Raw genomic sequence first — 26,058 nt, 5'->3', positions numbered from 1 at the left:
CTCCGCTGCCGTGAGCTCCGCGCCGAACCTGCCCCGGGCCCTGCGCCCGTACGTCCCCCGCGCCGTGCGCCGTGCCGTCACCCGCGCCCGGTTCGGCGACCTGCGCCGCACGGAGCCACTGTCCGAGTGGGGTTCGGCCCGGGGGACGCCGGTCGACCGGTGGTACATCGAGAGGTTCCTGACCGAGCGGGCTCACCTGGTCCACGGTCACGTGCTCGAGGTCAAGGAGGACCTCTACGCCAGCCGGCTCGGCGCCTCGTCGGTCGACGTCCTCGACATCGACGCCGACAACCCGCACGCGACGGTGGTGGGGGACGTCTGCGAGGCCGCCACCCTCCGTCCGGCCACCTACGACGCGGCCGTCGTGACCCAGACGCTGCAGCTGGTCCCGCGTCCGCTCGACGCCCTGCGCAACCTGCTCGCCGCCGTGAAGCCGGGGGGCTCACTCCTGGTGACCGTGCCGACCCTGAGCCGTCTCGCCGACTCCTGGGACCGCTGGCGCTGGACCCCGGCGGGCCTGCGGGACCTGCTCGCCGAGGCGGCGCCCCCCGACGCGGAGGTGGAGTGCGTGGGCTTCGGCAACGGCTTGGTGGCCCGGGCCTTCCTGTTCGGGCTCGCGGTGCGGGACCTCGACGAGGACGTGCTGGAGCGGTGGGACGAGGACTACCCGATGGTGGTCGGCGCCCGGGTGGGCCTGCGCTCCTGACCTCTCACCAGGCCGGGGGTGATCCCCGCCCGCGACCCGCAGGAGACGAGACCGGCCGGTAACGTCGAGCGGGTGTCCGCCGCCACCCCGGAGCCCCCGTGGACGGTCAACTCCGCCCAGGGCGGCACGCTCCTGCCGTGGGGCGAGCTGTGGCGGGCCCGCGAGATCGTGTGGTTCTTCACCCTGCGTGACCTACGGGTCCGCTACAAGCAGGCGGTCATCGGCGTGACCTGGGTGGTCCTGCAGCCGGCCATCACGGTCCTGGTGTTCACCCTGGTCTTCGACCGCCTGGCCGACGTCGACAGCCAGGGACTCCCCTACCCGGTGTTCGCCCTCGCGGGCCTGCTGGGATGGGCCTACCTCTCCCAGGTCATCTCGCGGGGCAGTGAGGTGCTCGTCGCCAACACCTCGCTCATCACCAAGGTGTACTTCCCGCGACTGACCGCACCGCTGGCCGCCCTCGGGCCTCCGCTCGTCGACCTCCTCGTCGGGCTGGTCCTGTTGGCGGTCATCAGCTTCGCCTACGGCGTCCACCCCGGTCCGACGCTGTTGCTCCTCCCGGTCTGGCTGGTCCTGCTGGCCCTGACCGCCTTCGGCCCCCTCTGCTTCCTCGCCGCGCTGAACGTGCGCTTCCGGGACATCCGGCAGATCGTCCCGACGGCGCTGCAGGCGCTGCTGTTCCTGAGCCCGATCGCCTACTCGTCCGCGTCCCTCGACGGAGCGGCCCGCTACCTGTACGCCCTCAACCCCGTGGTCGGAGCGGTCGAGACGGGCCGGTTCGTCCTGGCCGGAGCGCCGTGGCCGGGCGTGGTCGTGGGCATCTCCGGCGCGGTGGCGCTGGTCCTCGCGGTTGCCGGGGTGGCCTACTTCCAGCGGGCCGCACGGACCTTCGCGGACGTGATCTGAGTGGACCGCGTCCAGGTCGAGGGGGTGAGCAAGCGCTACACCCTGGGTGAGCAGCGCAACTTCCGGGAGACCCTGACCGCGCTGGCGACGCGCCGACGCGCCGAGTCGCGGGAGCTCTGGTCGCTGCGGGACGTCAGCTTCACCCTGGCCGACGGCGAGGCGCTGGGGATCGTCGGCCGGAACGGGGCGGGGAAGAGCACGCTGCTCAAGGTCCTCATGCGGATCACGACGCCGACGCTCGGCCGCAGCCGCACCCGGGGACGGGTGGCCGCCCTCCTCGAGGTGGGAACTGGCTTCCACCCCGAGCTCACCGGTCGCGAGAACGTCTACCTCAACGCCGCCGTGCTCGGCATGAGCAGGGCGGAGACCACGCGCCGTTTCGACGAGATCGTCGACTTCGCGGGTACCGAGCGGTTCCTGGACACGCCGGTGAAGCGCTACTCCAGCGGCATGTACCTGCGGCTCGCCTTCGCCGTGGCCGCCCACCTCGAGCCCGACGTCCTCATCGTCGACGAGGTCCTCGCGGTCGGTGACGCGGAGTTCCAGCGGAAGTGCCTCAGGCGGATGTCCACGGCGGAGGCAGAGGGACGGACCGTCCTGTTCGTCAGTCACGACCTGGGAGCGCTCGCGCGGCTGTGTCCGCGGGCGCTGTGGCTCGAGGGCGGCCGTGTCCGGGACGAGGGCCCGACCAACACGATCGTCAGGAGCTACCTGACCTCGGGCCTCGGTGGCGCCACGGCGAGCGTGCTGCAGGGCGGGTCTGCCGCCGGCCGCATCCTGGAGGTGCAGGTCCGCCCCGTGGACGGCGCGGAGCGGCCCCTGTTCCGGGAGGACCCCTTCCGCGTCGTCGTCTGCTTCGAGGTGCTCGAGGAGAGGATTGGGCTCGACATCGCGGTGTCGGTGACGAACGACCGGGGCGTCCAGGTCTTCGACGAGACGCTGAGCCACACACAACAGCACCGGTTCCCCGTCGGCCGGTACGAGGTCGAGCTGAGCGTCCCGCCGATCCTGGCCCACGGGGACTACACCGTCGGCGTGTGGCTCGGCACGCCACACGACGACCTCCACCACGAGCCCGCCGCCCTGGCCTTCACCCTCCACGGCGAGGAGGCCGTCCGGCGGGACCGGACCGTCGTGCTGGACCTGCCGTTCCGGGTCCGGTCGCTGGGCTGACGGCTCACGGAGCTCCGAGGCCGCGCGGAGAGCCTCCGCGGGCCGGGCGCGGTCGCGCGGTCGGCGGCAGACTGCCTCGGTGGCTCTCGCCCTGCTCGTGATGGCGCACCGGAACCCCGATCAGGTCGCCCGCCTGCTGCGGGTCCTCCACGACCCGGGGAACCGGTGCGTCGTGCACGTCGACCGGAAGGCCCCTCCGGACGTCCACCGGGGGATCCGCACCGCGGTGCGGGACCTGCCAGGGGTCGACATCCTGCCCAGCACGGACGTCCGGTGGGGCGGCTGGAGCATGGTGGAGGTCCAGCTGAGGGCCATCCGTCGCCTGCTGGACGACGGAGGGGACTGGTCCCACTTCGTGAACCTCAGCGGTCAGGACTTCCCCCTGCGACCCGTGTCGGCGATCCAGGACGAGCTGGCCGCTCACCCGGACCGGAACCACCTGGAGTACTTCCGCCCTCGGGACATGCCCTGGACGTGGGAGAACCCGGCCTTCGGGGCCGGCCACCCCGACTTCCGTCGTCCGGAGAGCCGGGTCGACCGCGTCTACGTCGAGCTGCCGCTGGGCCGGGGCATCCGCCCGCTGCCGGTGGTCCGCCGCCGCTTCCCGGCGGGCGTGACCTGGTACGGGGGCTCCCAGTGGATGACCCTCAGCCGGGCGGCGTGCCGGTACGTGACCGGTGGTCCCGCCGGGCGGCTGCGCCGTTTCTACAGGCACACGTTCATCCCGGACGAGTCGTTCTTCCAGACGGCCCTGCTCGCATCACCGTTCCGGTCGACCGTCGTCAACGACAACCGGCGCCTCATCCTGTGGGAGGACGACATCGTCACGCTCACGAGCGAGCACCGAGCACTCCTGTGCAGCAGCGACGCCTGGTTCGCCCGCAAGTTCGACGACCGGGTCGACAGCGCCGTCCTGGACCTCCTCGAGCAGCGGCTCCTGCAGGGTCCGTGAGACGGACCGGCCAGTCCGCGTCACGGGACGCGCGGGCCCTCCTGGTCTGCCCGCGCGTCCTCCCCGGGGGAGCCGGCCGGTACGACGGCCCGCAGGAGGCCCAGGGGTCTGCCGCGCGGGCCGGGGTGGTCCTGGTGGTCACTGCTCACGGCGTCGCGGCCGAACGCCTCCCGCAGCGCCTGCTCGAGGTCGTCATCCGGTCCCGGCACGAGGAACAGCAGGACACCGGACGGGCGCAGCGCTCGGCGCAGGTGTCGCAACCGCATGTCGCCGGCTGCGACCTCCGCCCCGTCCGACAGGACGACGATGCAGTGGAAGGCGGCGCTGGGCAGCGCCGCCAGGGCCTGCCGGGGCCCCGACGACGCCGTCGCGGCGGGCCACGGGAGGGTCTGTCGGGACGTCGTGTCGGTCCCCGTGGGAACGCTCTCACCCCCCAGCACGAGGACGTCCCCCCGCAGGTCCGCGCCGTGGCGGAAGAGCAGGCGCTCGACCCGCTCGGTGTGCACTGCGGGGGGAACCTGCCCGGCAGCCGTCCGCGCCCGCCGGAGGACGCGGCGCCCACGCCGGACGACGCCAGGGATGGACGCGCGCAGCGTGCGCCGCGCCGCGGGGGTCGCACGGCCCAGCGCCTCCTGGAGGGCCGACTCGACCAGCGCCCGCACCTCCGGGTCACCGTCCGGCAGCTCCTCCACCTGCGAGCGCAGCCAGCTCAGGAACGCGGTGTGGGCGCGGTCGGACTCGGAGGTGCGCGCACTGAACGAGGCGTCGTGCTGCCGGTACCAGGCGCTGGTCCCGCCCGTCATCACCGCCACCGACCGCAGCTGCATCCAGGAGTTCATCACCTGGTCCTCGTACATCCCAGGGAACGCCTCGAGGTGCTCGAGGCAGCCGAGCACCGCGTGCCGGCGGACGACCAGCGAGCACGGGGTCGTCGCGTAGTAGCCGTTGCGGAGCACCGCCGCGAGCAGTCGCGGCCCGGCGACCACTGCCCCGGGTGCGAAGGCGAGCTGGGAGAGCCGGTCCTCCAGATGCGGGTCGGCCCAGCTGCGCCACGCCCACACGCGCCCGCACACCATGTCGGCCACCGGGTTCTCCCGGAGGAGCCTGACGTAGTCGGCCACGTGCGTGGGTTCCCAGACGTCGTCGGCGTCGAGGAACGCGACCAGGGGACCGCGGGCCTCCCTGATCCCGAGGGCGCGGCTGGGTCCGATGCCTCGGTTGACGCGTCCCTCGTGCGTGACGACGCGGACACGTCGGGGATGGGCCCCCTCGAGGTCTCGGGCGATGGCCTCGCTGCCGTCGGTGCCGCCGTCGTCGACCAGGACCACGTCGAGTGCGGTCCAGTTCTGCGCCAGGACACTGTGCACGGCTGCGTCCAGGAACGGGGCGGCGTCCTTGAAGGGGACGACCACCGAGACGACCGGATCACCGCCGCCGTCCACGGGTGCGCCCCCGTCACCGGGACCGCGGGGGCGCACCGGCCGGGGTCCGACGGTCGACACCAGCGCATCCCACCACACGGTGGCTCCGCAGCCGCGGACGGAGCGCCTGTCCTCAGCCGGCGGACGTCCGCGACCGCGCCCGGCGCCGCCACAGCAGGACGGCGCCACCGACGACGAGGGCGGTCACCGCGACCGCCACCCCCGGCGACCCCGCCCGTGCGGCCCACGCCGTCAGCTCGGGGACCGAGGCCCCCACGCCCACCTGCAGCACCGTGCTCGGGAGCAGGCCCAGCGCGGTCGCGGCGGCGTAGGACCCCAGCGGCACGGCGCTCAGCCCCGCGGCGTGGCTGAGCACGCTGAACGGCACCACCGGCAGCAGTCGCCCGGCGAGCACCGCGCCGAAGCCCCGGTCGGCCAGCACCCGGTCGACGGCGGCCAGCCGGGGGCCCTCCAGTCGCGCGACGGCGTCCCGGCCGAGCGTGCGCGAGAGCGCGAAGGCGGCCAGCCCACCGAGCATGCCGCCGGCCAGCGCGACCGCGGTACCGCCCCAGAACCCCAGGACGACACCCAGCAGCACCGACATCGCCGTCCGCGGCACCGGCCCGACCAGGGCCAGGCCCACGCCCGCGGTCAGCAGGAGCAGCCCGGGGGTGCCGGTGCGGTCGATCCACCCGCGCACGGTGGCGACGTCGGGCACGTCGACGGTGAGCGCCACCACCGTCCCGACGGCGAGGACGGCGACGAGCGCACCGGCCCGCACCCACGTCCTCCGCACCGGTCCATGGTGGCGCACGGCCGGCCCGCTCGAACGACGTCGTCAGTCCCGGCGGGTCCGGGACGTCTCCGCCGCCGTGTCGTCCAGGAGGGGCGGCGAGGCGAGTGCGACGCTGGGCGCCCGGTCTCGGAGCCACCGGTTGCAGGGCCGCTCGACCGCCAGGTGCAGGACGACCGCGGCGGTGGTGGCCACAACCACGATCACCGCGACCCGGCCCGCGACCGGCCCGGGGACGAGGTCCCTCAGGTTCAGGACGGTCAGCTCGTGCACCAGGTAGAACGCGAAGGACGCCTCCCCCGCGAACACGACCGTCCGGCTCGTCAGCCAGCCCCGCCGGCCGTCGAGGTCCCTCCGGGCAGCGTGCAGCACGACCAGCAGGAACGGGACGGCGGCGACCACGTCGGCGACCGGCGGGGGCACGACCAGGACGGCGGCCAGTGCGGCGAGCACCACGGGGACCACCACGGCGCCGCGCGGACGCGGACGCCACCCGTCCCGGACGGCCACGCCGGCGACGAGACCGACCAGGAACTCCCCGACCCGAACGAGCGGGAGGTGGAAGGCCAGCTCCGGGCGGAGGAGCCCGGCGAGCAGGGCGAGGAGCAGCCCCAGCACCGCCAGTCCCCCAGCCACTCGGCGCGGGAGCCTGCGGACCACGAGGGCGGCCACGGGGAAGACGAGGTAGAAGAAGGCCTCGCAGCTCAGGGACCACGAGACCCCGTTGAAGGAGTAGACGACCTCGGGGTCGGGGGACCAGGCCTGCACCAGGAGGGCGTTCGCGACACCCGACGGGACGTCCCGGTGCACCGCGACGACGGGGAGGACAGCGGCCACCGCGAGCACCACCGCGTGGCTCGGCCACACCCGGGCGAAGCGCCGCCGGTAGAAGCGGAGCGTGGGCAGGTCGGGGCGGGTCCCCCAGGCGAGCACGAAACCGGACAGGACGAAGAAGAAGCCGACACCGACGAACCCGGCCCGCGACACCCCGCCCGGCAGCCTGACCACCCCCCAGACGTCGAGGTGGAACAGGAAGACGGCGAGCGCCGCGAAGGCGCGCATCCCGGTGAGCCGGGGCAGCACGACGGGCGGTGACGCAGGCAGGCCGGCGCTCGGCGCACTCCCCCCGTGGGACACGGCGGACACGGTAGGGCCGCGCAGGGCTCCGGAGGCCCCTCGTCACCGCCGTGGGCCCTGCCGCCGGGTGCCCCCTTTCGGGCGGGTGTCACCTCACCGGGTCGCGCGGGCCCTCCACGAGCGGTCGGTGAGGGGACGAGCGCGTCAGGAGGCCCGGGGGCGTTCCTCGTCCTCCTCGTCGGCCCGGCCGCGGCCCCGCTCCCGCTGCTCCGCCGTCCGGATCACCCTGCCGAGGACGAGACCCAGCGCCAGCGCGAGGGCACCCCACGCCAGGAGCGCCCATCCCCACCACGGCACGTGTCCCCCTGCCGCCGTCCGGCCCCCGTGCTGCCGTCACTGCTACCCAGGACACGTCCGGGAGTCACCCAGCGTTCCCGATCGGTGACGAATGGCTCAGCACCGGTCACCTAGGGTCAGGTGAGTGATCGTCGTGACCGCCGCGGGCGGACCCACGGGCACCGAGGTCGTCCGCGCGCTACGGGGACGCGGCGAGCGGGTGCGCGCCGTCGTCGCCACCCCGCGGCCGCGGCCGGAGCTCGACGCGCTCGGCGCGGAGGTGGTCGTCGCCGACCTCACCGGCGACCTCTTCCCCGCGCTGGGCGGTGCCGACGCGCTGTACCTCGTCTGGCCCAACTTCGACCCGCGGGAGGAGACCGGTGCCCCGGCCGTGCTGCGCGCCGCGGCCCGCGCCGGGGTCGGCCGGCTGGTCTACCACTCGGTGCTGCGCCCGCAGGCGCGCTCGATGCCCCACCACGCCGCCAAGGACCGCGTCGAGGAGGCGCTCGACGCCGTCGTCGCGGGTACCGGTGCCCGCTGGCGGGTGCTGCAGCCGTGCGCCTACGCCGACAACCTCGACGCCGCCGTCCCCGCCGCCGGGGACACCGGGCAGCTGCCCAGCCCGTGGGGCCTGGGGACGGCGCAGTCCTTCGTCGACCTGCGCGACGTCGCCGAGGCCGCCGCCGTGCTGCTGACCGAGGACGGCCTCGACAGCGGCACGTTCGAGGCGGCCGGCCCGGAGGAGCTCACCGCCCCCGACGTCGCCGCTCTCCTCACCGCCCACCTCGGGCGCGAGGTGGCCGCCGTCGACGCCGACCCGCCGGCCGACGACGGCAGCTACGCCCGGCGCTGCCTGCGGGCCATGTTCGCCGAGTACCGGGCGCACGGGTTCACCGGCAGCCCGCGGGTGCTCACCGCGCTGCTGGGCCGCCCGCCGCGCACGTTCGCCGACCACCTCGCGGCACGCTGACCCGTTACGACGGCGTTCCGGCGTGCGAAGCTCCAGTCAGCGCGTACACGGGAACGGGGGCCGGCGTGAGCGGGAGCGTGCAGTTCGAGGGCAACAGCGTGGTGGCATGGCCGGCCGACGACGTCGGCGAGGAGCTGCGGCTGCTCGCCGCCGCCACCGGCGGGACGGTGGTCCTGTTCGGGTGGTCCGGCGACACGCTGCAGTGCCGCCTGCGGCACGACCCGCCTCCGCAGCCCCTGGTCGTCCCCCAGTTCGACCGCGGGGCCGTGCTGCCGGGGACCGAGGCGCCGCTGCACGTCCTCCTCGCCTGGCTGGCGCCCGACGTGCTCGAACGCCGCGTGGCCGGCCTGCAGCGCGCTCCCCACTCGCTAAGCAACCGGGCGCTGCTCGCCCTCCGGCTGACGCGGGTCCGTGAGACCGGTCGCGACGTCGTCGCCGGCGGCGTCCGGGGCGAGGTCACCTCGATCGCCGTGCCCGTCCGTGACCGCCACGGCGAGGTCACCGCCGCCCTGGCGGTGATCGCCCCGTCGGTCTACCTCGAGGACCTCGACCTGACCACGATCGCCACCGACCTGGGCCGCATCGCGGCCCAGGTCCCGGCCGGCGCGGACACCCTGCCCTCCCCCGTGTGAGGGCCAGGAGGTGCCGATAGCGCTACAAAGGCACCGCCTCGCCCGCCCGAGAGGTGCCGACAGCGCTACGAAGGCACCGCTTCGCCCGCCCGAGAGGTGCCAACAGCGCTACAAGGGCACCCCGTCAGCGGGAGACGGTCGAGGCGTGCCCGTTCTGGGCCGCCCGGGCCGCCATCCGCTCACGCTGCGGGACGACGGTGTACTTCGGGTCCTTCGCGCTGGCCATCCCGGCCTCGAAGACCCCGAACCGGGTGAGCAGCGACCCGGCCGCCAGCAGGGTGCCCGACACGACCGCGCCGAGCCGCGAGCGCCCGGCGAGCACGGTCAGCCCCGCCCCGGCGGCCGTGCACGCCTTCGCGGCGCGCAGCATCGTCCCGGCCCGCCCGGTGTGGAAGGGCTCGCTGACGACGCCGTGACCGTTCTCCACCCGGTGCACCACCGCGAGCTCGATCGCCGCCCCGGTCACCGCCATCTTCCGCGCCGGGCCCGCCTCGGCCACGGGGGTGAACGCCATCGTGATCCCGCCGCCGGCCGCCATCGCCGACCCGCCGAAGACGAACGGCAGCTCCCGGTGCGCCGCGTGCCACGACGGCACCGCGGTGTTGGCCAGCAGCACCCCGGTGTAGGTGGCCAGCGGCCCGCCGAACAGCGCCGACACCGCACCGCCGAACCGCTTGAGCCGGGGGAACCAGCCGAGCAGCTCCACCGCGGCCGTGGCCCCGGCCGCCGCGCTGAACGGCGCCAGGATGTAGGAGCCGATCGACAGCGGCGAGGTCGGCTTGATGACCCGCAGCATGTGCAGGAACCGCTCGGGCCGCCCGAGGTCGTGGATGAGGAAGACCACCGACAGGATCGACCCGCCACCGGCGGTCAGCCGGGAGACCCGCGTCAGCGCCGGCCGGCCCGTCACGTCGGCGAGCGCACCGAGGATCGCCGAGGAACCCGCCGCTCCCCCGAGGAAGAGGTACAGCGGCACGTCGGGGCTCTTCCACACCGGCGGCTTGATGATCGGCCGGCCGTAGTAGGAGGTGAACTCGGCCTCCTCCACCATCGGGACCTCGCCGCCGCGCCCCCTCCGGCCACCCCGGCGACCGCCCTTGCGCCGGCGGCCCGCACCGTCGCCGTACGCGCGCACGCCGTCGCCCGCGACGTCGGAGCCGCCGGCCCGCCGCCAGCCCTGCCCCGGTGTCGTGATGCCCTCGGTCACGCCGTCACCGCCGCCGCGAGCCGAGGACGGCCGACAGCGCGACCCCGACCATCATCGCCGCCGCGGCGGCCGCCGAGCGCCACATCGCCGGCAGGTCGCGGGTGGTCACGATCGGGTCCGGCGGCAGCCCGTAGACCTCCGGCTCGTCGAGGAGCAGGAAGAAGGCGCCGTTGCCGCCGACGCCGTCGTCCTCGTCCCGGCCGTAGAGCCGGGCGGACTCCACGCCCTGCCGCTTGAGCGTCTCCAGCCGGGCGTCGGCCCGCGCCTGCAGCTCGTCGAGGTTGCCGAACTGGATCGACTGGGTCGGGCAGGCGGTGGCACACGCCGGCTGCAGACCGTCGGTGAGCCGGTCGTAGCACATCGTGCACTTGAAGACCCGGCCGTCGCCCTTGCGCTGGTTGATGACGCCGTACGGGCACGACGGCACGCAGTAGCCGCAGCCGTTGCAGATGTCGCCCTGCACGACGACCGTGCCGAACTCGGTGCGGAACAGCGCGCCGGTCGGGCAGACGTCGAGGCAGCCGGCGTGCGTGCAGTGCTTGCACACGTCCGAGGCCATCAGCCAGCGGATCTCGCGGTCGCCGGACTGCGAGGTCTGCGGGTCGAACTCGCTGAGCGCCTCGGCGTTGAGCACGCTGGTCTGCGCCGTGACCACGCTGTCACCGGGCTCGGCCTCGTCCGGCGCGTCGACGATCCCGTCCCGGCGGCTGGCCGCGGCGTCCGGCGGCGGCCCGACGGTCGGCATCGGCAGGTCGACGGTGCGCACCTGCTCGATGAACGCCACGTGCCGCCAGGTGTTGGCGCCCAGCTGCCCGGTGTTGTCGTAGGACATGCCGGACAGCCCGAGGGTGTCGCGGGTGCCGTAGGAGTCGTCCATCGGCAGCGTGTTCCACTCCTTGCACGCCACCTCGCAGGCCTTGCAGCCGATGCACACCGAGGTGTCGGTGAAGAAGCCGACCCGCGCGGGGTGGTCCTCCCGGTACCCGGCCTCGCCCTGCACGTCGGGCAGCGGTCCGAACAGCCGGTTCTCCGGGTCCTTGCCCGTGAAGGCCGGGCTCGCCGAGCTCACACTCGTCATGAGGTCCCCTCCACCGCCACGCGACCGCCGACCGGCATCCGTCCCGAGGCGATCCCCGCCCGGTGCCGGTACTCCTCGAGGAGCTCGGTGAGCTCCGGGCCCCGCGGTCGCCGGCCGGGCCGGATGTCGACCGTCGAGGCCTTGCTCTCCTGGATGTGGGTGTTCGGGTCCATCACGACCGGCAGCAGGTCGTTGGCCGAGTCGCCGGTGGAGATGCCGACCTCGCCCCAGTGGTACGGGGCGCCGATCTGGTGCACCACCTGCCCGCCGCGGGTGCGCAGCGGGCGGATCCGCTCGGTCACCAGCACCCGTGCCTCGATGGCCGCCCGCGGACTGATCACCGTGGCCCAGCCGCCGTTCTCCAGCCCCCGCTCGGCGGCCAGCTCCGGGGAGACCTCGACGAAGAACTCCGGCTGCAGCTCGGACAGGTAGGGCAGCGTGCGGCTCATCGCGCCGGCGGTGTGGTGCTCGGTCAGCCGGTAGGTGGTCACCGAGTACGGGAAGACGTCGCCGGTCGACGGCGCCTCCCGGTTGTACGGCGCCTGGATGTGCTCCGTCGTCGGGTTGCCCTGCACCGGGTACAGCGCGTTCTCCACCGGGGACTCCGCCGGCTCGTAGTGCGTCGGCAGCGGGCCGTCGACGACGCCCTTGGGCGCGAACAGCCACGCCTTGCCGTCACTCTGCATGACGAACGGGTCCTGGCCCGACAGCGCCGCCTGCGCCTTGGCCCCCGGCGGGGGGACGTAGTCCGGCGGCTTGGTCGCCTCGAAGTCGGGGTTGTCGCCGGTCGAGGTCCAGCGGCCGGCCCCGGCGTCCCACCACACGTACTTCTTGCGCTCGCTCCACGGCTTCCCGTCGGGGTCGGCCGAGGCGCGGTTGTAGAGGATCCGGCGGTTGTAGGGCCACGCCCAGCCCCACTCGGAGGCCACCTGGCCCTGCTCGCGGCCGGGCCGCTTGCGCGCCGCCTGGTTCACCTCGTCGGCGTAGACGCCGGAGTAGATCCAGCAGCCCGACGTCGTCGAGCCGTCGTCCTTGAGGTCGAGGTAGCCCGACAGTGCGCGGCCGTCGGGCCCGACGCCGTTGATCTCGCGCAGCACGGCGTCGGCGCTGGGGTCCTGGGTCTCCCCGTGCAGCGGGTAGTCCCAGGTGAGGTCCAGCAGCGGGCGGTCGCGGGGGTCGGTGGAGTCCTTGAGCCGCTCCCGCAGGATCCGGCCGAGGTGGTAGTAGAACCACAGGTCGCTGCGACAGTCGCCCGGTGGCTCGATCGCCTTGAACCGCCACTGCAGCATCCGCTGGGTCTGGGTGAAGGTGCCGTCCTTCTCCACGTGCGAGGCCGCGGGGATGAAGAAGACCTCGGTCGGGATCTGCTCGGTGACCAGCTCACCGGTCTCGATCTCCGGGGCGGTCTGCCAGAAGCTCGCCGACTCGATCATCTGCAGGTCGCGGACGACCAGCCACTCGAGGTTGGCCAGCCCGAACCGCTGCATCCGGCCGTTGGCGTGCCCGACCGTGGGGTTCTCCCCGGCGAGGAAGTAGCCGGCGACCTTCCCCTCGATCATGTCGGCCACGGTCCGGTAGGAGCTGTGGTCGCCGGTGATCTTGGGGACGTAGTCGAAGCAGAAGTCGTTCTCCGGCTGCGCCGCGTCGCCCCACCAGGCCTTGAGCAGGCTGACGGCGTAGGCGCGCTTGTTGCCCCAGAAGCCGCCGGTGCCGGCCGCGTCGGCGCAGTAGTCGTCGAGCGACTGGTGCTGCACCGCGTGCGGCATCGGCAGGTAGCCGGGCAGCAGGTTGTACAGCGTCGGGATGTCGGTGGAGCCCTGGATGCTCGCGTGCCCGCGCAGCGCCAGGATCCCGCCGCCCGGGCGGCCCATGTTGCCCAGCAGCGCCTGCAGGATCGACGCCGTCCGGATGTACTGCGCGCCCACCGTGTGCTGGGTCCAGCCCACGGAGTAGACGAAGGCCGTCGTCCGCTCCCGGCCGCTGTTGGCGGTGATCCACTCGGCGACCTTCAGGAACGCCTCGGGCTCGACCCCGCACACCTCGGCGACCATCTCCGGCGTGTAGCGGGCGAAGTGGCGCTTGAGGATCTGGAAGACGCAGCGCGGGTGCTGCAGCGTCTCGTCGCGCTTGGCCCGGCCGTGCAGCGGCGGGCCGCCCGAGCCGGAGGCGTGGGCCTGGTCGGCGTCCTTGACCTGCTCGTGCTGCGACAGCCGCTCCTGCTCGGCCGCGCCGGCGGGGTCGTCCTCGGCGACGCCGGCGTCCGGGGAGTCCTCGAACTCGTACTGCCAGCTGGCCTGGTCGTAGTTGCGCGAGTCGGGGTCCCAGCCGGAGAACAGCCCGTCGAGGTCCTCGGGGTCGCGGTACTCCTCGCGGATGATCGACGACGCGTTGGTGTAGGCGGCGACGTAGTCGTGGAAGTACAGGTCGTTGCTGAGCACGTGGTTGATCAGCGCGCCCAGGAAGACGATGTCGCTGCCGGCGCGCAGCGGCACGTGCAGGTCGGCGATCGCGCTGGTGCGGGTGAACCGCGGGTCGACGTGGATCACCTTCGCGCCGCGGGCCTTGGCCTCGGTCACCCACTGGAAGGCGACCGGGTGGCACTCGGCCATGTTCGAACCCTCGATGACGATGCAGTCGGAGTTCATCAGGTCCTGCTGGGAGTTCGTGGCACCGCCACGACCGAACGAGGCACCCAGACCGGGCACCGTGGCGGAGTGCTATATGCGCGCCTGGTTCTCGATCTGGATCGCGCCCATGGCGCTGTAGAGCTTCTTCATGAGGTAGTTCTCCTCGTTGTCGAGGGCTGCCCCTCCGAGGCTCGCTATCCCCATGGTGCGGTTGACGCGCCGGCCCTCGCACTCGTCCTGCCAGTAGCGGCGACGGGCGTCGAGGACGCGGTCGGCGATCATCTCCATCGCCGTGTCGAGGTCGAGGTCCTCCCACTCCGTCCCGTACGGGCGGCGGTAACGGACCTTGGTGACCCGGGTCGGGCTGGTGACCAGCGACTTGCTCGCGCTGCCCTTCGGGCACAGGCGGCCGCGGTTGACCGGCGAGTCGGGGTCGCCCTCGATCTGGACGACCTGCTCGTCCTTGACGTACACCCGCTGCGCGCAGCCCACGGAGCAGTACGGGCAGACGCTCTGCACGACGCGGTCGGCGGTGGCCGTGCGGCTCACCACGTTCTCCGTCGCCTTGCTGCGCGCGGACAGGCCGCGGCCGAGCGGATCGGGGCCGGTCAGCTGCCGGAACACCGGCCAGGCGTCGAGCCAGGTCTTCACGGGGAGGACTCTGCCACCGCCCGCCGGATCCGGCCTGTTCTACGGACCGGCCGGTGCCGGACGGGGCCGTCCGCTCCTGGTGCGCACTTCGGCGGAAGTGCACGGGGGGAGGGGGGAGGACCGCGGAGCCGGTCGCTCAGCCGCCGCCGGACAGGTGCTCGCGGGCCAGCCGGCGGGGCGCCCTCGCCAGCCAGGCCTCGGTGACCAGCTCGGCGAGCTCGCCGACGTCGATCGCGTCGAGCCGGACGAGGACGGCGGCGTACCCGTCGAAGTGCGGCGTGGTCAGGTAGACGGCGGGGTCGTCGGCGACCAGCGCCCGCTTGACGCCCTCGTCGGCGACCGCGGCGCCGAGCACCGGGCCCGCGGGTGCGGCGTCGCCGAGGTGCTCGAGGTCGGCGCGGCGCAGCGGCCGCTCCCAGACGAACGGCCGGTCGCGCACCCGCCACGCCGGTGACCCCCACGCGGTGCCCTCGGTGGTGCCGGGCAGCGCGAGCGCCAACCGCCGCACGTCCGCCCAGGTGGCCACGGGCGCCGGCCTCAGGGCGCGGTGGGTGCGGGCGGCCGCGGCCGGGTCTCGCGCGGCGGGAGCGCCATCCCGCACGCCGCCAGCCGCTCGCGCAGCCGGGCGGCCTCCTGCCGGCGCTGCTCGGCACGACGGCGCAGCACGGCCACCTGCCGCGGGTCGGTGGTGCGCTGTGCACGCAGCTCCAGCACCGCGGCGGTCTCCAGGTGCAGCGCCATGCTCCGCAGCTCGGCGGACGTGTCCGCCGTCCTCGGCAACCCCGGGCCGTGCCCTGCTGAGGTCATGGCGATCATGGTGGGACGCACGCGTCCCGGCCGCACCCGGAACGGCACGCCGGGCCCGCGGCGGGGCGGCACGCGGAAACGCTCCGGTTCCGTCGCCGCCTGGGTCGATACTGGCCGCGTGGGTGACCCGGTGCTGCACTACCTCGGCCACTCGACGGTCCGCGTGGAGCTGGCCGGCAGCACGGTCCTCACCGACCCGCTGCTCACCCGCGGCGCGGGGCCACTGCGCCGGGTCGCGGCCGCCCCGCCCGCGTCGGCCTGGGCCGGGGTCGACCTCGTGCTGGTCAGCCACCTGCACGGCGACCACCTCCACCTGGCCTCGCTGCGGCTGCTGGGCGAGGGCGTCCGCGTCGTCGTGCCGCGGGGCGCGGGCGGCTGGCTGCGGTCGAGGGGCCTGCGGTGGGTCGACGAGCTCGCGCCCGGTGAGTCGCTGACCCACGACGACCTGCGGGTCACCGCCGTCCCGGCGCGGCACAGCGGCCACCGCTGGGGTCCGCGGCTGACCGCCGGCCCCGACACGCGGGCGGTCGGCCACCTGGTCGAGGGCGCGGGCAGCACGGTCTACGCCCTCGGCGACACCGACCTGTTCGCCGGGATGAGCGACGTCGGCGACCGCGGCGTCGACGTCGCCCTGGTGCCGGTGTGGGGCTGGGGCCCCACCCTCGGCCCCGGGCACCTCGATCCGCGCCGGGCCGCCGAGGCCGTGGCCCGGGTGCGCCCGCGGGTCGCCGTCCCGGTGCACTGGGGCACCCTCGCCGTGGCCGGCGCGACGGCGGTGCCGGGGCTGGGCCGCCGCTACCGCCGGCTGCTCGTCGAGCCGCCCCGGCGCTTCGCCGCCGCGGTCGCCGCCCGCGGGCTGCCCACCACCGTCGCGGTCACCGAGCCCGGGGACCCGGTCGTCCTGCCCACCGCCGCGGGGACGCCGTGAGCGCCGCCACCACCGTCGCGGCCGGCTGGACCGACGGCTCCTCCCTCGGCTACCCCGTCGTCTTCGGCGGCGTCCTGCTCGGCTCGCTGGTGCCCGTCGTCCCCACCGGGGCCGTCGTCGGCGCCGCGGCGGCCCTGGCCACCAGCGACGGGCAGCTCGACATCGTGCCCGTGCTGGTGCTGGCCACGCTGGGTGCCTGGATCGGTGACGTCGCCACGTTCGCCGTCTGCCGCTTCGGCGGGCCGGCGGCGGTGCGCTGGGTGGCCCGCGGCCAGCACGCCGACCGGATCGAGGAGGTGCGCGAGCAGTTCCGCCGGCACGGCTGGCAGATCATCGTCGCCGGGCGGCTGCTGCCGGCCGGGCGCATCCCGGTGCTGCTCGCCGCCGGGGCGCTGACCTACCCGTGGCGGCGGCTGCTGCCGGCCTCGCTGCTGGCCGCCACGCTGTGGGCGGTCGCCTACGCGCTGATCGGCGTGGCCAGCGGCGGCGTCTTCGACAACCCGCTGCTCGCCACGCTGGTGGCCACCCTGCTGGTGCTGCTGGTCGGCGCGGTCCTCAACCTCGTGCAGTCCCGCCGGCGCCGGCACGCGGCCGAGCAGCCGGGCGGCCCCGGCGACGGACCGGACGACGCCGACGACGACGCCCCCGCCCCGGCCACCCCGTGCGGCCCCGCGTCGTGACCCGCTCCCCCGGACGCGGCGGCGGCCGGATGCTCGGCCGCGGGCGGGCGCCGGCCCGCGTCCTGCTGACCTGGCTGCTCACCACCCTCGCCCTCGTCGCCCTCGACCGCTGGCTCGAGGGCTTCGAGATGGGCAGCTGGTGGCAGCCGCCGCTGGCCGCGCTGCTGCTCGGCGTGCTCGCCGGGGTGGTCTGGCCGCTGGTCATGCGGGTCGCGCTGCCGCTGGCGTTGTTCACCCTGGGCCTGGGCAGCTTCCTGCTGCTGGGCGCGGCGGTGCTGGCGGTCTCCTTCGCCATCCCCGGGGTGCGGGTGGCCGACCTGCGCACCGGCGTGCTGGTCGTCGTCGCGATGGCCGCGGTGACGGCGGTGGTCAACAGCGCGCTGGCCATCGACGAGGACGAGGTGTTCTTCCGCCGCGCCCGCCGCCGCGCCGCCGCCTCCGGGGCGGCCGCGCCCTCCCCGCCGGGCGTGCTGTTCCTGCAGATCGACGGCCTGGGCGCCGACACCGCCCGCCGCGCCGTCCGCGACGGGTCGATGCCCACCCTCGCCGCCTGGCTGCGCTCGGGCAGCCACGCCCTGACCAGCTGGCACACCGACTGGAGCTCGCAGACCGGCGCCTCGGTCTGCGGCATCCTGCACGGCTCCAACCACGACGTCGTCGGGTTCCGCTACTACGAGAAGGACCGCGACCACGTCGTGCAGGTCTCGCACCCGGCCGACGCCGCCGAGGTCGAGCGCCGCCACTCCGACGGGCGCGGGCTGCTGGCCGGCGGGGGCGCCAGCCGCGGGAACCTGTTCAGCGGTGACGCGCCGCACGTCAGCCTGACGATGAGCTCGCTGCCGCTGGTCACCACCCGCCGGGCCGGACGGCGCCGCGAGCGGGTCGGCGCGGGCTACTACGCCTACTTCGCCAACCCGGTGAACGCGATCCGCACGCTGGGCGTCTCGCTGGTCGACGTCTACCGGGAGCTGGCCGCCGCGGCCCGGCAGCGGCGCGCCGACGTCCGCCCCCGGGTCAGCCGCGGCGGGATCTACCCGCTGGCCCGGCCGGGGACGACGGTCATCGCCCGCGACGTCGTCGTCGCGGCGATCCTCGAGGACATGCTGGCCGGGCGGCCGGTCGTCTACGCCGACTTCCTCGGCTACGACGAGGTGGCCCACCACAGCGGCGTGGAGCGCTTCGACACCCTCGAGGTGCTGCGCAGCATCGACCAGCAGATCGGGCGGCTGGCCCGCGCCGGCCAGCTGGCCCCGCGGGACTACCACCTGGTGCTGCTGTCCGACCACGGCCAGACCCAGGGCGAGGCCTTCGCGCAGCGGTTCGGCGAGACGATCGAGGCGTTCGTGGGCCGGCACTGCGGCGGGTCCCCCGCGCCCGACCACCGCGGGCCCGAGCCGCGCGACAGCCGCCGCGCCGCCGAGGGCTGGCAGGTCGCCTCGGCGCTGGCCGAGGCGGCGTCGGGGCCGGGCCCGATCGCCCGTCGGCTGCGCGAGCGGGTGGAGAGCGCCGGGGCCACCGAGCACCGGCACCGGACGCCGTCGGGGCGCCCCGGCCAGGTCGCGCGGGTGGCGCCGGGCGTGGTGGTCGTCGTCTCCGGTCACACCGCGGGCATCTCCTTCGCCGACCTGCCCGGCCGCGTGCCGCTGGAGGAGATCGAGCGGCACTGGCCCGACCTGCTGCCCGTCCTGGTCGACCACGACGGCGTCGGGTTCGTGCTGGTGCACTCCGAGGAGCACGGGCCGGTCGTGCTCGGCCGCGACGGCCTGCACCGACTCGACTCCGGGGTGGTCGTCGGCGCGGACCCCCTGGTCCCCTACGGCGAGCACGCGCCCGCACTGGTGGCGCGGGTGTCGGGCTTCCCGCACTGCCCCGACCTGATGGTCAACAGCCGCTACGACCCCGACACCGACGAGGCCTCGCCCTTCGAGCCGCACGTGGGCTCCCACGGCGGGCTCGGCGGCCCGCAGCAGCGCGGCTTCCTCGCCCACCCGCGGCAGCTGACCCCGCCCGGCGAGATCGTCGGCGCCGAGCACCTGCACCGCGTGCTGCGCGGCTGGCTCACCGAGCTCGGCCACCCCGAGCCCGACGGCGCCGGCGCGGCTGTCGGCCCGCTCAGCGTCACCGCCCTGTACGAGGCCGACCGCAGCCGCGTCTGACCGGTGACCTCCCGGCTACGGGTGCGTGAACACGTGCTGCGCCCGTGGCGACGCCGGCCGGGTCTCCACGACAGTGGGCCGATGCGACCCGACGCCCGCGCCTGGTTCTCCGGCCGCACCTCCACCGTCCGCTCCCTCGCCGACGTCGACGTCGACGCGCTGCTGCTGGCCAAGCGCCGCGGCGGGCACCGGGTCAGCGTGGTGCTGCCCGCGCGGGACGAGGAGGCGACCGTCGGCGGGCTGGTCGCCGACCTGGTCGAGCGGTGGGTGCGGGCCGTGCCGCTGGTCGACGAGGTGCTCGTCGTCGACTCCGACTCCACCGACCGCACCGCGCAGGTCGCCCGCGCCGCCGGCGCCGAGGTCGTCGCCGCCGCCGCCGTGCTGCCGGCCCACGGGTCGCGGCCGGGCAAGGGCGAGGCGCTGTGGAAGGCGCTGGCCGCCACCGACGGCGACCTGCTGGTCTTCCTCGACGCCGACCTGCTCGGCGACGTGTCGCACTACGTGCCGGGGCTGCTCGCGCCGCTGCTGGCCGATCCGCAGGTCGGCTACGTCAAGGGCTGCTACACCCGCCCGCTGGAGGTCGGCGGCCGCTCCACGCCGGCCGGCGGGGGCCGGGTCACCGAGCTCACCGCCCGGCCGCTGCTCAACGCGCTGTGGCCGGAGCTCGCCGGGTTCGTCCAGCCGCTGGGCGGGGAGTACGCCGGCCGCCGCGGGGCCCTGGAGCAGGTGCCGTTCCTCTCCGGCTACGGGGTGGAGGTGGGCCTGCTGGTCGACCTGCTCGGGCTGCTGGGCCTGGGCGGTCTGGCGCAGGTCGACCTCGGGGTGCGCCGGCACACCTCCCAGGACCAGGAGGCCCTGGGCCGGATGGCCGGGCAGGTGGTCTCGGCGGTGCTTGCCCGCAGCCGGGCCGGGTCCGCCGGCGCCGGCGGGCTGCTCACCCAGTTCCGCGGCGACGGCACCGGTTTCACGCCGGTGAGCACCCCCGTGGCCGTCGACGAGCGGCCGCCGATGACGACCGTCCCCGAGTACCGGGCCGGCCGCGCCGGGGCCGTCTGAGACCCGGTCCCCGGGACCCGCAGCGCCGCCACCTGCGAGGACGCCCTCCGGACGCCCCGGCGACGGAGGGGTGCCACCGGGGGCGCCGTACGGCATCCTGTCGCGACGGGGGTCCCGTGTCGGCGGGGGTGCCGGCACCCGACCATGGGGAGACGACCCATGCGGCCTGACGTCCGCCGGTGGCTGAGCCGGCGCACCTACACCGCGGCCAGCTGGACCGCGGCCGACCTGGCCGGGGCCAAGCGGTCCCGGGGCAGCACCGTCAGCGTCGTCCTGCCCGCGCTGGACGAGGAGCCGACCGTCGGCGCGATCGTCGCCGCCATCCACGAGGCGCTGGTCCGGGACGCGCCGCTGGTCGACGAGGTGGTCGTCGTCGACAGCGGGTCGGCCGACCGCACCGCCGCCGTCGCCGCGGCGGCCGGGGCGCGGGTCGTCGACACCGCCACCGTGCTGCCCGCCCACGGCCGGGTGCCGGGCAAGGGCGAGGCGCTGTGGAAGGGGCTGCACGCCACCAGCGGCGACCTGGTCGTCTTCGTCGACGCCGACCTGGTCGGGTTCGACCCGCAGTTCGTCGTCGGCCTGCTCGGCCCGCTGCTCACCGACCCGGGGATCGGCTACGTCAAGGCGCTCTACGACCGCCCGCTGGTCACGACCGAGGGCATCGTCCCCTCCGGCGGCGGCCGGGTGACCGAGCTGCTCGCCCGGCCGCTGCTCAACGCCTGGTGGCCCGAGCTGTCGGGCTTCGTGCAGCCGCTGGGCGGGGAGTACGCCGGCCGCCGCGAGCTGCTCGAGCGGGTGCCCTTCGTCTCCGGCTACGGCGTGGAGTTCGGCCTGCTCGTCGACCTGGCCGGGCTGGCCGGGGTGGACGCGCTCGCGCAGGTCGACCTCGGCACCCGCACGCACGGCCACCAGTCCGACGCCGCCCTCGGCCGCATGGCAGGGCAGATCCTGCAGACCGCGATCGCCCGCCGGCCCGGCACCGGCAGCCCCTCCCCGGAGCTGCTGCAGTTCCTGCGCACCGCCGACGGCGTGGAGGCGGTGAGCTGGGACGTCGCGGTGACCGAGCGGCCACCGATGCGCACCGTGCGGCCGGCGGCCGGGCGGGGCCGCTCGTGAGGATCCTCATGGACAGCGGCCCGTGGCTGCCGGTGCCGCCGTCCGGCTACGGCGGGCTGGAGAACGTGGTGGCGACGCTGACCACGGAGCTGCGTGCCCGCGGGCACACCGTCGTCCTCGCCGCGCCGGGCGACTCCCCGCTGCCCGTCGACGGGCTGGTCAGCGCCTTCCCCGCCGGCCGGTTCGACCGGCTGGGCGCGCCCTACGCGCACGTGGTGGGCACCGCGCACGCCCACGCGCTCGTGGTGGCCGAGGCCCTCACGAGCGCCGCCGAGCCCTTCGACCTGGTGCACACCCACCTGGAGGTCGTCGGCCCGGCGCTGCTCGGCGCGCTCGGGCCGGCCGCTCCCCCGGTGCTGCACACGCTGCACTGGGACGTGCGCCGCAACGCCGACTTCTACGAGCGCTTCGACGGCCGCGGCCGGGTGTTCTTCGCCGGCGTGTCCGACAGCCAGGTGGCCCGCGGGCCGGAGCGGATGCGCCGGCAGACGCTGGGCGCGGTGCCGCTGTCGGTGCCGGTGGACGGGCGCCCGCCACTGCCCCGCGAGGAGCGCGACGACGCCGTCCTCGTCCTCGCCCGCCTCTGCGAGCTCAAGGGCACCGACACCGCGGTGCGGGCCGCGGCCGCCGCGGGCGTCCCGGTGGTGCTGGCCGGGCCGGTCGGGCCCCTCGCCGACCGCGCCGCCCTCGACGCCGCGCTCGCCGTCCCCGGGCACCCGGCGCTGGGCCACCCCGACGTCGCGTGGTTCCGCGAGCACGTGGCCCCGCTGCTCGACGGCGACCGCGCCCGCTGGGTGGGCAGCGTGGCCGGGGAGGCGAAGGCCGACCTGCTGCGCCGCGCGCGTGCGCTGCTGTCGCCGGTGCGGTGGGACGAACCGGGGGCGACGGCGGTGTGCGAGGCGCTGGCCGCCGGCACGCCGGTGGTCGCCACGCCCCGTGGGTGCCTGCCCACGCTCGTCGACGACGGCCGCACCGGGTTCCTCGCCGACGACGAGGCGGGCCTGGCCGCGGCGCTGCGCCGGGTCGGGACCCTCGACCCGCGGGCCTGCGCGGAGGAGGGGCGCCGGCGGTTCGCCCCCGCCGTCATGGCCGCGGCCTACGAGCGGCTCTACGGCGAGGTGCTGCGGCGCGCCGCTCAGGCGTCCAGCCGCACCCGCGACCCGGTCCTGGCCGACTCGGCGACGGCGACGGCGAGGCGGTGGGTGCGCAGCGCCTCGGCGTAGTCGACCAGGCCCTCGGCGCGGACGCCGGAGACCACCAGGTCGACGAAGGCCCGGTCGACGGCGGTGCGGGCGTCCACGGCCGGCTCGCGGTGCTCGGCGCCCTCCGCCGTCGTCACGGTCAGCGACGTCTCGGTGAGCTCCACCGCCGCGCCCGGGCAGGAGAGCTCGAGGCCGGCGCGGGTCCTGGCCGGCTGCACGCACGCGGCGGTCAGCGTGCCCACCGCCCCGGAGGCGAAGCGCAGCAGCGCCGCGGTGGCGTCGTCGACGTCCCGGGACGACGGGTCCGACGACGGCGCGGCCACCGCCTCGACCTCGTCCACCTCGCCGGCGAGCACGCGGGCCAGGTCCAGCACGTGCGTGGCCTGCTCGACCACCTGCCCGCCGGACCGCTCGGCCCGCGCCCACCACGCCGGCGGCGGCACCTTGTCGTACCAGCTCAGCGACACCAGCCGCGGGGGGTGCGCCGCGCAGACCGCCCGCGCCGCGGCGACGGTGTCCAGGTGCCGCCAGTGGTAGCCGGTCGCCGTCGGCAGGCCGGCCGCGGCGACGGCGGCGGCCACCTCCTCGGCGACGGCGAGACCGGTGCCCAGCGGCTTCTCCACGAACAGCGGCAGCCCGGCGCGGACCACCGCGAGCTCGAGCTCCCCGTGCGCGAACGGGGGCACGCACAGCCACACCGCGTTGACCCCGGCGCGCAGCAGCTCGTCGACCCCGAGGGCGGGCACGCCGAGCTCGGCCGCGAGCGCGGCCCCCGCGGCGGGGACCGCGTCGGCGATCCCCACCAGCTCCACGCCGTCGAGGCCGCTGAGCGTGCGCCCGTGCCGGGCGCCCACACCACCGGCGCCGACCAGGCCGGCCCGCAGCGTCACGCGAGGGGGGTGCCGCCGAGGCCGGCGAGCAGCTCGCCCGGGGTGTCGAAGACCCCGACCGCGCCGGCCTCCCGCAGCTCCTCGTCGCCGGCGCCCCCCGAGCGCACCGCGACCGCGGGCATCCCGGCGTTCGCCGCCGCCTCCACGTCCCACACCGGGTCACCGACCACGACGCTGCGGGCGCCCTCCGGCTCCCCGAGCTCGCGCAGCGCCACCTGCAGCAGGTCCGGCGCGGGCTCGGTCGCCTCGACGTCCCCGCTGGTGATCCACGCCTCGGCGACGTCGCGCGCGTCGAGCAGGTCGAGGTAGTGGTCGACGTGGTGCGGCTTGCCGGAGCTGGCCAGCACCACCCGGTGCTCCCGCTCGCGCAGGCCCACCAGCAGGTCCCGGGCGCCGGGCAGCGGCGCGACCTCCGGCAGGAGCGCGTCGAACTCCTCGACCCAGCTCTCCCGCGCCCGGTCGCCGATGCGCTGGTCGAGCTCCTCGCCGCCGATGGCCTCGACGAGCTGGTCCCCACCCATGCCGATGAGCCGGTGGATGCGCCAGACCGGGAACGTCTCCCCCAGCGAGCGGAACGCCCGGTACCAGGCGAGCGCGTGCTGGTAGTCGGTGTCGACCAGGGTGCCGTCGACGTCGAGGACCGCGACGAGGGGCGTGCTCATGGGCGGGAACTGCCCGGACCCGCACCCGCGGAACCCCCGCCCCGTTCCGGGGGCCCGCCGCCCGTACGGCAGGATCGGCACCGTGTCCGTCGGCCGGGAGCCGGACGGCGCCCCGGCCGACTCGGCAGATCCTGTTCCGTATCCTGCGAAGCGAGCACTCCCCGTTGTTAATCTCCGAACCGTGAGTGAGCAGCCCCGCCGCGCACTGAAGAAGGCACGGACCCGCGCCCAGGTGCGAGAGACGGCCCAGCGCCTGTTCTGCGAGCGCGGCTTCGACACGGTGACCATCGCCGACGTCGCGGCCGCGGCCGGTGTGGCCGTGCAGACGGTGTTCAACCACTTCGCGACCAAGGAGGAGCTCTACTGGTCCGGCCGGTCGCCGTGGGTCGAGGGCCCCGCCGACGCGGTGCGGGACCGGGCCCCGGGCGTGCCGGCGCTGACCGCGCTGCGCGAGCACCTCACCGAGGCGATGGGGAGCTTCGTCGAGCGCCTGGCCGCGCCGGAGGGACGCTGCACCGCCGGTGACCTCGACCGGTCGGCGGCACTGCAGGCGGCCGAGCGGGAGCTGCACCACGGGGCCGAGCAGCAGCTGCGCGCGGCCCTGGAGGAGGCGTGGACCGGCCCCGACGCCGACCGGCCCGCACCGGCCGACCCCCGGCTGACCGCCGGGCTGGTGGCCGCCACGTGGCTGGCGACGACGCGGACGCTGGTCACGGAGCTGCGCGACCGACCGCCCGCCCCCGAGGAGGTGCCCGCGGTCGCCGCGCGCACCCGCGCGCTCACCGACCGGCTGCTCGCCCGGCTGGAGGACGACCTGCGGGCCGCCCCGGGGACCGGTCCCGCCCGGGACGACGCGGGCCCCGGCGTCCTGCGCGCCGTCTGACGGCGGGCCGCCGGGAGGCGCCGGTCAGTGGTGGGCGGGCTCCGCGGCCGGCGCCACGATCGGCATGAGCACCTCGTCGACGACCTGCTCGACGTGCTCGGCCACCATGGCGCCGTCGCCGGCCACGGTCAGCCGCTGCCACCAGAAGGCCTCGAGCACCGAGCGCAACAGCGCCAGGCGCTCGGCCGGGACGTCCTCACCGTGCTCGGCCCACCGCGCCCCGAGCGTGTCGACCACCGCCGTCAGCGGGTCGACCAGCGCGGCGTCGAGGCCGGCCCGCAGGTCCTCGTCGTGCCGGGCGGCACCGACGAGGCTGGCCACGGCCCGCTCCTCGCGCGAGAGCGGCCGGCGCCAGGAGGCGACCAGCGCGACCAGGTCGGCGCGGGGCGAGCCCTCGTCGTCCGGTACGCGCACCAGCCGGAAGCGGCTGACGGCCGAGCGCGCCAGCGCGGACATCGAGGGCCAGCGCCGGTAGATGCCGGCCTTGCCGGCGCGGGCCCGGGCCGCGACCCGGTCGCTGTTGAGGCGGCCCCAGCCCTCCTCGGCGAGGATGTCGACGGCGACCGCGACCAGCTGCTCGGACAGCTCGGCGCTCAGCGGGCGCCCGGGGGTGCCGCTCACGAGCGGATCCGTTCGCACGTCATCAGGTTGTGCACTGCCTCATACTGGCGCCTGGATGGAGTGACCACAACGACCGAATTGCGGCGACCGGCGCGCGGCCGACGAACGCACAGCTCAGGCGCCTGCAGCGCTCTCCACGTGGACCTGCAGCGTGGCACCGTCCTCACTGAGCCACCCCCGCTCGCGGGCGTGCTCGACCATCCGGTCCCAGCGCTGCGCCCAGTCGGCGACGTCGGCGTCCGGCTCGGCGGCGGCCCGCAGCGCCGCGGCGTCGAGCGACCCCGTGTCGGCGTCCTCCAGCCGTCCGAGCCCCGCCTCGCGCAGGGCCTCGTCGGCCTCCTCGTCGGTCACCTGGCCGAGGGCCAGGTGGAGCCTGGTCAGGTCGTCGGTGTCGACGACCCGCACCTCGGGACGCTCGTCGGCGCCCCCCACCACCTCGACGATCATGTGCATCCTCTCCAGGGAACTCTCGGGTGCGGCCCCGTCCCGGGTCCCGCCCCGAGCCTGCGAGGGGTGGGGAGGACGGGG

27 protein-coding genes are annotated in these 26,058 nt (G+C 75.5%); 13 read left to right on the top strand and 14 right to left on the bottom strand.

The window, feature by feature from the left end; genetic code table 11:
- The first annotated feature begins 10 nt into the window (after positions 1–10).
- From CHC04_RS20900 to CHC04_RS20885, 4 genes are all read left to right on the top strand, one after another.
- Positions 11–706 carry a methyltransferase domain-containing protein gene (locus CHC04_RS20900; RefSeq protein WP_089405875.1) on the top strand — a complete coding sequence of 232 codons (696 nt, stop codon included), beginning with the start codon at positions 11–13 and terminating at the stop codon, positions 704–706.
- A gap of 72 nt (positions 707–778) precedes the next feature.
- Positions 779–1,612, top strand: coding sequence for an ABC transporter permease (locus tag CHC04_RS20895; RefSeq protein ID WP_176450125.1), 834 nt, complete (start codon positions 779–781; stop codon positions 1,610–1,612).
- Entirely contained in the window at positions 1,613–2,785 is a 1,173-nt protein-coding gene (locus tag CHC04_RS20890) for an ABC transporter ATP-binding protein (protein ID WP_089405873.1), read from the top strand.
- A 79-nt stretch (positions 2,786–2,864) separates the two neighbouring features.
- Complete coding sequence (locus tag CHC04_RS20885) at positions 2,865–3,737, top strand: beta-1,6-N-acetylglucosaminyltransferase (protein WP_089405872.1); 873 nt, start codon at positions 2,865–2,867, stop codon at positions 3,735–3,737.
- Between the two features lie 20 nt (positions 3,738–3,757).
- Here the strand turns inward: CHC04_RS20885 and CHC04_RS20880 are convergent, their stop codons facing one another.
- The 4 genes from CHC04_RS20880 to CHC04_RS24360 form a co-directional block, all read right to left on the bottom strand.
- Complete coding sequence (locus CHC04_RS20880; protein WP_176450124.1) at positions 3,758–5,149, bottom strand: glycosyltransferase family 2 protein; 1,392 nt, start codon at positions 5,147–5,149, stop codon at positions 3,758–3,760.
- A 142-nt stretch (positions 5,150–5,291) separates the two neighbouring features.
- Positions 5,292–5,954 (bottom strand): TVP38/TMEM64 family protein, encoded by a 663-nt coding sequence (locus tag CHC04_RS20875; RefSeq protein ID WP_141233871.1) that lies wholly within the window; start codon positions 5,952–5,954, stop codon positions 5,292–5,294.
- 42 nt (positions 5,955–5,996) lie between these two features.
- Positions 5,997–7,088 carry an acyltransferase family protein gene (locus tag CHC04_RS20870; protein ID WP_141233870.1) on the bottom strand — a complete coding sequence of 364 codons (1,092 nt, stop codon included), beginning with the start codon at positions 7,086–7,088 and terminating at the stop codon, positions 5,997–5,999.
- A gap of 144 nt (positions 7,089–7,232) precedes the next feature.
- Complete coding sequence (locus CHC04_RS24360) at positions 7,233–7,385, bottom strand: hypothetical protein (RefSeq protein ID WP_176450123.1); 153 nt, start codon at positions 7,383–7,385, stop codon at positions 7,233–7,235.
- A 124-nt stretch (positions 7,386–7,509) separates the two neighbouring features.
- Between CHC04_RS24360 and CHC04_RS20865 the strand changes: the two genes are divergently transcribed.
- Both CHC04_RS20865 and CHC04_RS20860 read left to right on the top strand, forming a co-directional pair.
- On the top strand, positions 7,510–8,334 hold the full coding sequence (locus CHC04_RS20865) for an SDR family oxidoreductase (protein ID WP_089405868.1): 825 nt from the start codon (positions 7,510–7,512) through the stop codon (positions 8,332–8,334).
- A 65-nt stretch (positions 8,335–8,399) separates the two neighbouring features.
- Positions 8,400–8,966, top strand: coding sequence for an IclR family transcriptional regulator domain-containing protein (locus tag CHC04_RS20860; RefSeq protein WP_176450122.1), 567 nt, complete (start codon positions 8,400–8,402; stop codon positions 8,964–8,966).
- A 124-nt stretch (positions 8,967–9,090) separates the two neighbouring features.
- Here the strand turns inward: CHC04_RS20860 and nrfD are convergent, their stop codons facing one another.
- From nrfD to CHC04_RS20830, 6 genes are all read right to left on the bottom strand, one after another.
- On the bottom strand, positions 9,091–10,173 hold the full coding sequence (nrfD, locus tag CHC04_RS20855; protein WP_089405866.1) for an NrfD/PsrC family molybdoenzyme membrane anchor subunit: 1,083 nt from the start codon (positions 10,171–10,173) through the stop codon (positions 9,091–9,093).
- Between the two features lie 4 nt (positions 10,174–10,177).
- Positions 10,178–11,251 carry a 4Fe-4S dicluster domain-containing protein gene (locus CHC04_RS20850; protein ID WP_089405865.1) on the bottom strand — a complete coding sequence of 358 codons (1,074 nt, stop codon included), beginning with the start codon at positions 11,249–11,251 and terminating at the stop codon, positions 10,178–10,180.
- Complete coding sequence (gene fdh / locus CHC04_RS20845) at positions 11,248–13,956, bottom strand: formate dehydrogenase (protein ID WP_089405864.1); 2,709 nt, start codon at positions 13,954–13,956, stop codon at positions 11,248–11,250. The genes CHC04_RS20850 and fdh overlap by 4 nt, the downstream gene beginning before the upstream one ends.
- A 12-nt stretch (positions 13,957–13,968) precedes the next feature.
- Positions 13,969–14,529 carry a dehydrogenase gene (locus CHC04_RS25630; RefSeq protein WP_089405863.1) on the bottom strand — a complete coding sequence of 187 codons (561 nt, stop codon included), beginning with the start codon at positions 14,527–14,529 and terminating at the stop codon, positions 13,969–13,971.
- Positions 14,530–14,665: 136 nt separating this feature from the next.
- Positions 14,666–15,055 (bottom strand): MmcQ/YjbR family DNA-binding protein, encoded by a 390-nt coding sequence (locus tag CHC04_RS20835; protein ID WP_089405862.1) that lies wholly within the window; start codon positions 15,053–15,055, stop codon positions 14,666–14,668.
- An 11-nt stretch (positions 15,056–15,066) separates the two neighbouring features.
- Entirely contained in the window at positions 15,067–15,336 is a 270-nt protein-coding gene (locus CHC04_RS20830; protein WP_141233869.1) for a hypothetical protein, read from the bottom strand.
- A 118-nt stretch (positions 15,337–15,454) separates the two neighbouring features.
- Here CHC04_RS20830 and CHC04_RS20825 point away from each other — a divergent pair, with 118 nt between their 5' ends.
- The 6 genes from CHC04_RS20825 to CHC04_RS20800 all read left to right on the top strand — a co-directional run bounded on the left by CHC04_RS20825 (position 15,455) and on the right by CHC04_RS20800 (position 22,495).
- The gene (locus CHC04_RS20825; RefSeq protein WP_245817577.1) at positions 15,455–16,264 is read left to right on the top strand and encodes an MBL fold metallo-hydrolase; all 810 of its coding nucleotides are present in this window, start codon (positions 15,455–15,457) and stop codon (positions 16,262–16,264) included.
- Positions 16,261–16,944: a DedA family protein gene (locus tag CHC04_RS20820; protein ID WP_089405860.1), complete on the top strand. Its 684-nt coding sequence runs from the start codon at positions 16,261–16,263 to the stop codon at positions 16,942–16,944. Before CHC04_RS20825 ends, CHC04_RS20820 begins: the two co-directional genes overlap by 4 nt.
- Positions 16,941–19,100 (top strand): phage holin family protein, encoded by a 2,160-nt coding sequence (locus CHC04_RS20815; protein ID WP_245817575.1) that lies wholly within the window; start codon positions 16,941–16,943, stop codon positions 19,098–19,100. Before CHC04_RS20820 ends, CHC04_RS20815 begins: the two co-directional genes overlap by 4 nt.
- Before the next feature lie 81 nt (positions 19,101–19,181).
- The gene (locus CHC04_RS20810; protein WP_089405859.1) at positions 19,182–20,156 is read left to right on the top strand and encodes a glucosyl-3-phosphoglycerate synthase; all 975 of its coding nucleotides are present in this window, start codon (positions 19,182–19,184) and stop codon (positions 20,154–20,156) included.
- A gap of 159 nt (positions 20,157–20,315) precedes the next feature.
- Complete coding sequence (locus tag CHC04_RS20805) at positions 20,316–21,272, top strand: glucosyl-3-phosphoglycerate synthase (RefSeq protein ID WP_089405858.1); 957 nt, start codon at positions 20,316–20,318, stop codon at positions 21,270–21,272.
- A gap of 8 nt (positions 21,273–21,280) precedes the next feature.
- On the top strand, positions 21,281–22,495 hold the full coding sequence (locus tag CHC04_RS20800; RefSeq protein ID WP_245817573.1) for a glycosyltransferase: 1,215 nt from the start codon (positions 21,281–21,283) through the stop codon (positions 22,493–22,495).
- On the opposite strand, the gene CHC04_RS20795 is transcribed toward CHC04_RS20800, so the two are convergent.
- Positions 22,408–23,364 carry a Gfo/Idh/MocA family protein gene (locus CHC04_RS20795; protein WP_089405856.1) on the bottom strand — a complete coding sequence of 319 codons (957 nt, stop codon included), beginning with the start codon at positions 23,362–23,364 and terminating at the stop codon, positions 22,408–22,410. The genes CHC04_RS20800 and CHC04_RS20795 overlap by 88 nt on opposite strands.
- The gene (locus tag CHC04_RS20790) at positions 23,361–24,026 is read right to left on the bottom strand and encodes an HAD family hydrolase (protein ID WP_089405855.1); all 666 of its coding nucleotides are present in this window, start codon (positions 24,024–24,026) and stop codon (positions 23,361–23,363) included. The genes CHC04_RS20795 and CHC04_RS20790 overlap by 4 nt, the downstream gene beginning before the upstream one ends.
- Positions 24,027–24,207: 181 nt before the next feature.
- Here CHC04_RS20790 and CHC04_RS20785 point away from each other — a divergent pair, with 181 nt between their 5' ends.
- On the top strand, positions 24,208–24,909 hold the full coding sequence (locus CHC04_RS20785) for a TetR/AcrR family transcriptional regulator (RefSeq protein ID WP_176450121.1): 702 nt from the start codon (positions 24,208–24,210) through the stop codon (positions 24,907–24,909).
- Positions 24,910–24,933: 24 nt separating this feature from the next.
- On the opposite strand, the gene CHC04_RS20780 is transcribed toward CHC04_RS20785, so the two are convergent.
- Positions 24,934–25,530, bottom strand: coding sequence for a TetR-like C-terminal domain-containing protein (locus CHC04_RS20780; RefSeq protein WP_089405853.1), 597 nt, complete (start codon positions 25,528–25,530; stop codon positions 24,934–24,936).
- Positions 25,531–25,644: 114 nt separating this feature from the next.
- Entirely contained in the window at positions 25,645–25,977 is a 333-nt protein-coding gene (locus CHC04_RS20775) for a hypothetical protein (protein WP_089405852.1), read from the bottom strand.
- Positions 25,978–26,058 lie beyond the last annotated feature (81 nt).

Origin of the sequence: Geodermatophilus saharensis, from assembly GCF_900188205.1 — a bacterium.
Taxonomy (GTDB): Bacteria; Actinomycetota; Actinomycetes; order Mycobacteriales; family Geodermatophilaceae; genus Geodermatophilus; species Geodermatophilus saharensis.
Note: the sequence above shows the minus strand (reverse complement) of the source record. Positions and strands in the feature narration are given on the sequence as shown.

Excerpts from the sequence above, each read along its gene's own strand:
- CHC04_RS20850 (WP_089405865.1), bottom strand. The coding sequence starts at position 11,251 with ATGACGAGTGTGAGCTCGGCGAGCCCGGCCTTCACGGGCAAGGACCCG.
- CHC04_RS20830 (WP_141233869.1), bottom strand. The coding sequence starts at position 15,336 with ATGACCTCAGCAGGGCACGGCCCGGGGTTGCCGAGGACGGCGGACACG.
- CHC04_RS20810 (WP_089405859.1), top strand. The coding sequence starts at position 19,182 with ATGCGACCCGACGCCCGCGCCTGGTTCTCCGGCCGCACCTCCACCGTC.
- CHC04_RS20805 (WP_089405858.1), top strand. The coding sequence starts at position 20,316 with ATGCGGCCTGACGTCCGCCGGTGGCTGAGCCGGCGCACCTACACCGCG.
- CHC04_RS20800 (WP_245817573.1), top strand. The coding sequence starts at position 21,281 with ATGGACAGCGGCCCGTGGCTGCCGGTGCCGCCGTCCGGCTACGGCGGG.
- CHC04_RS20790 (WP_089405855.1), bottom strand. The coding sequence starts at position 24,026 with ATGAGCACGCCCCTCGTCGCGGTCCTCGACGTCGACGGCACCCTGGTC.
- CHC04_RS20775 (WP_089405852.1), bottom strand. The coding sequence starts at position 25,977 with ATGATCGTCGAGGTGGTGGGGGGCGCCGACGAGCGTCCCGAGGTGCGG.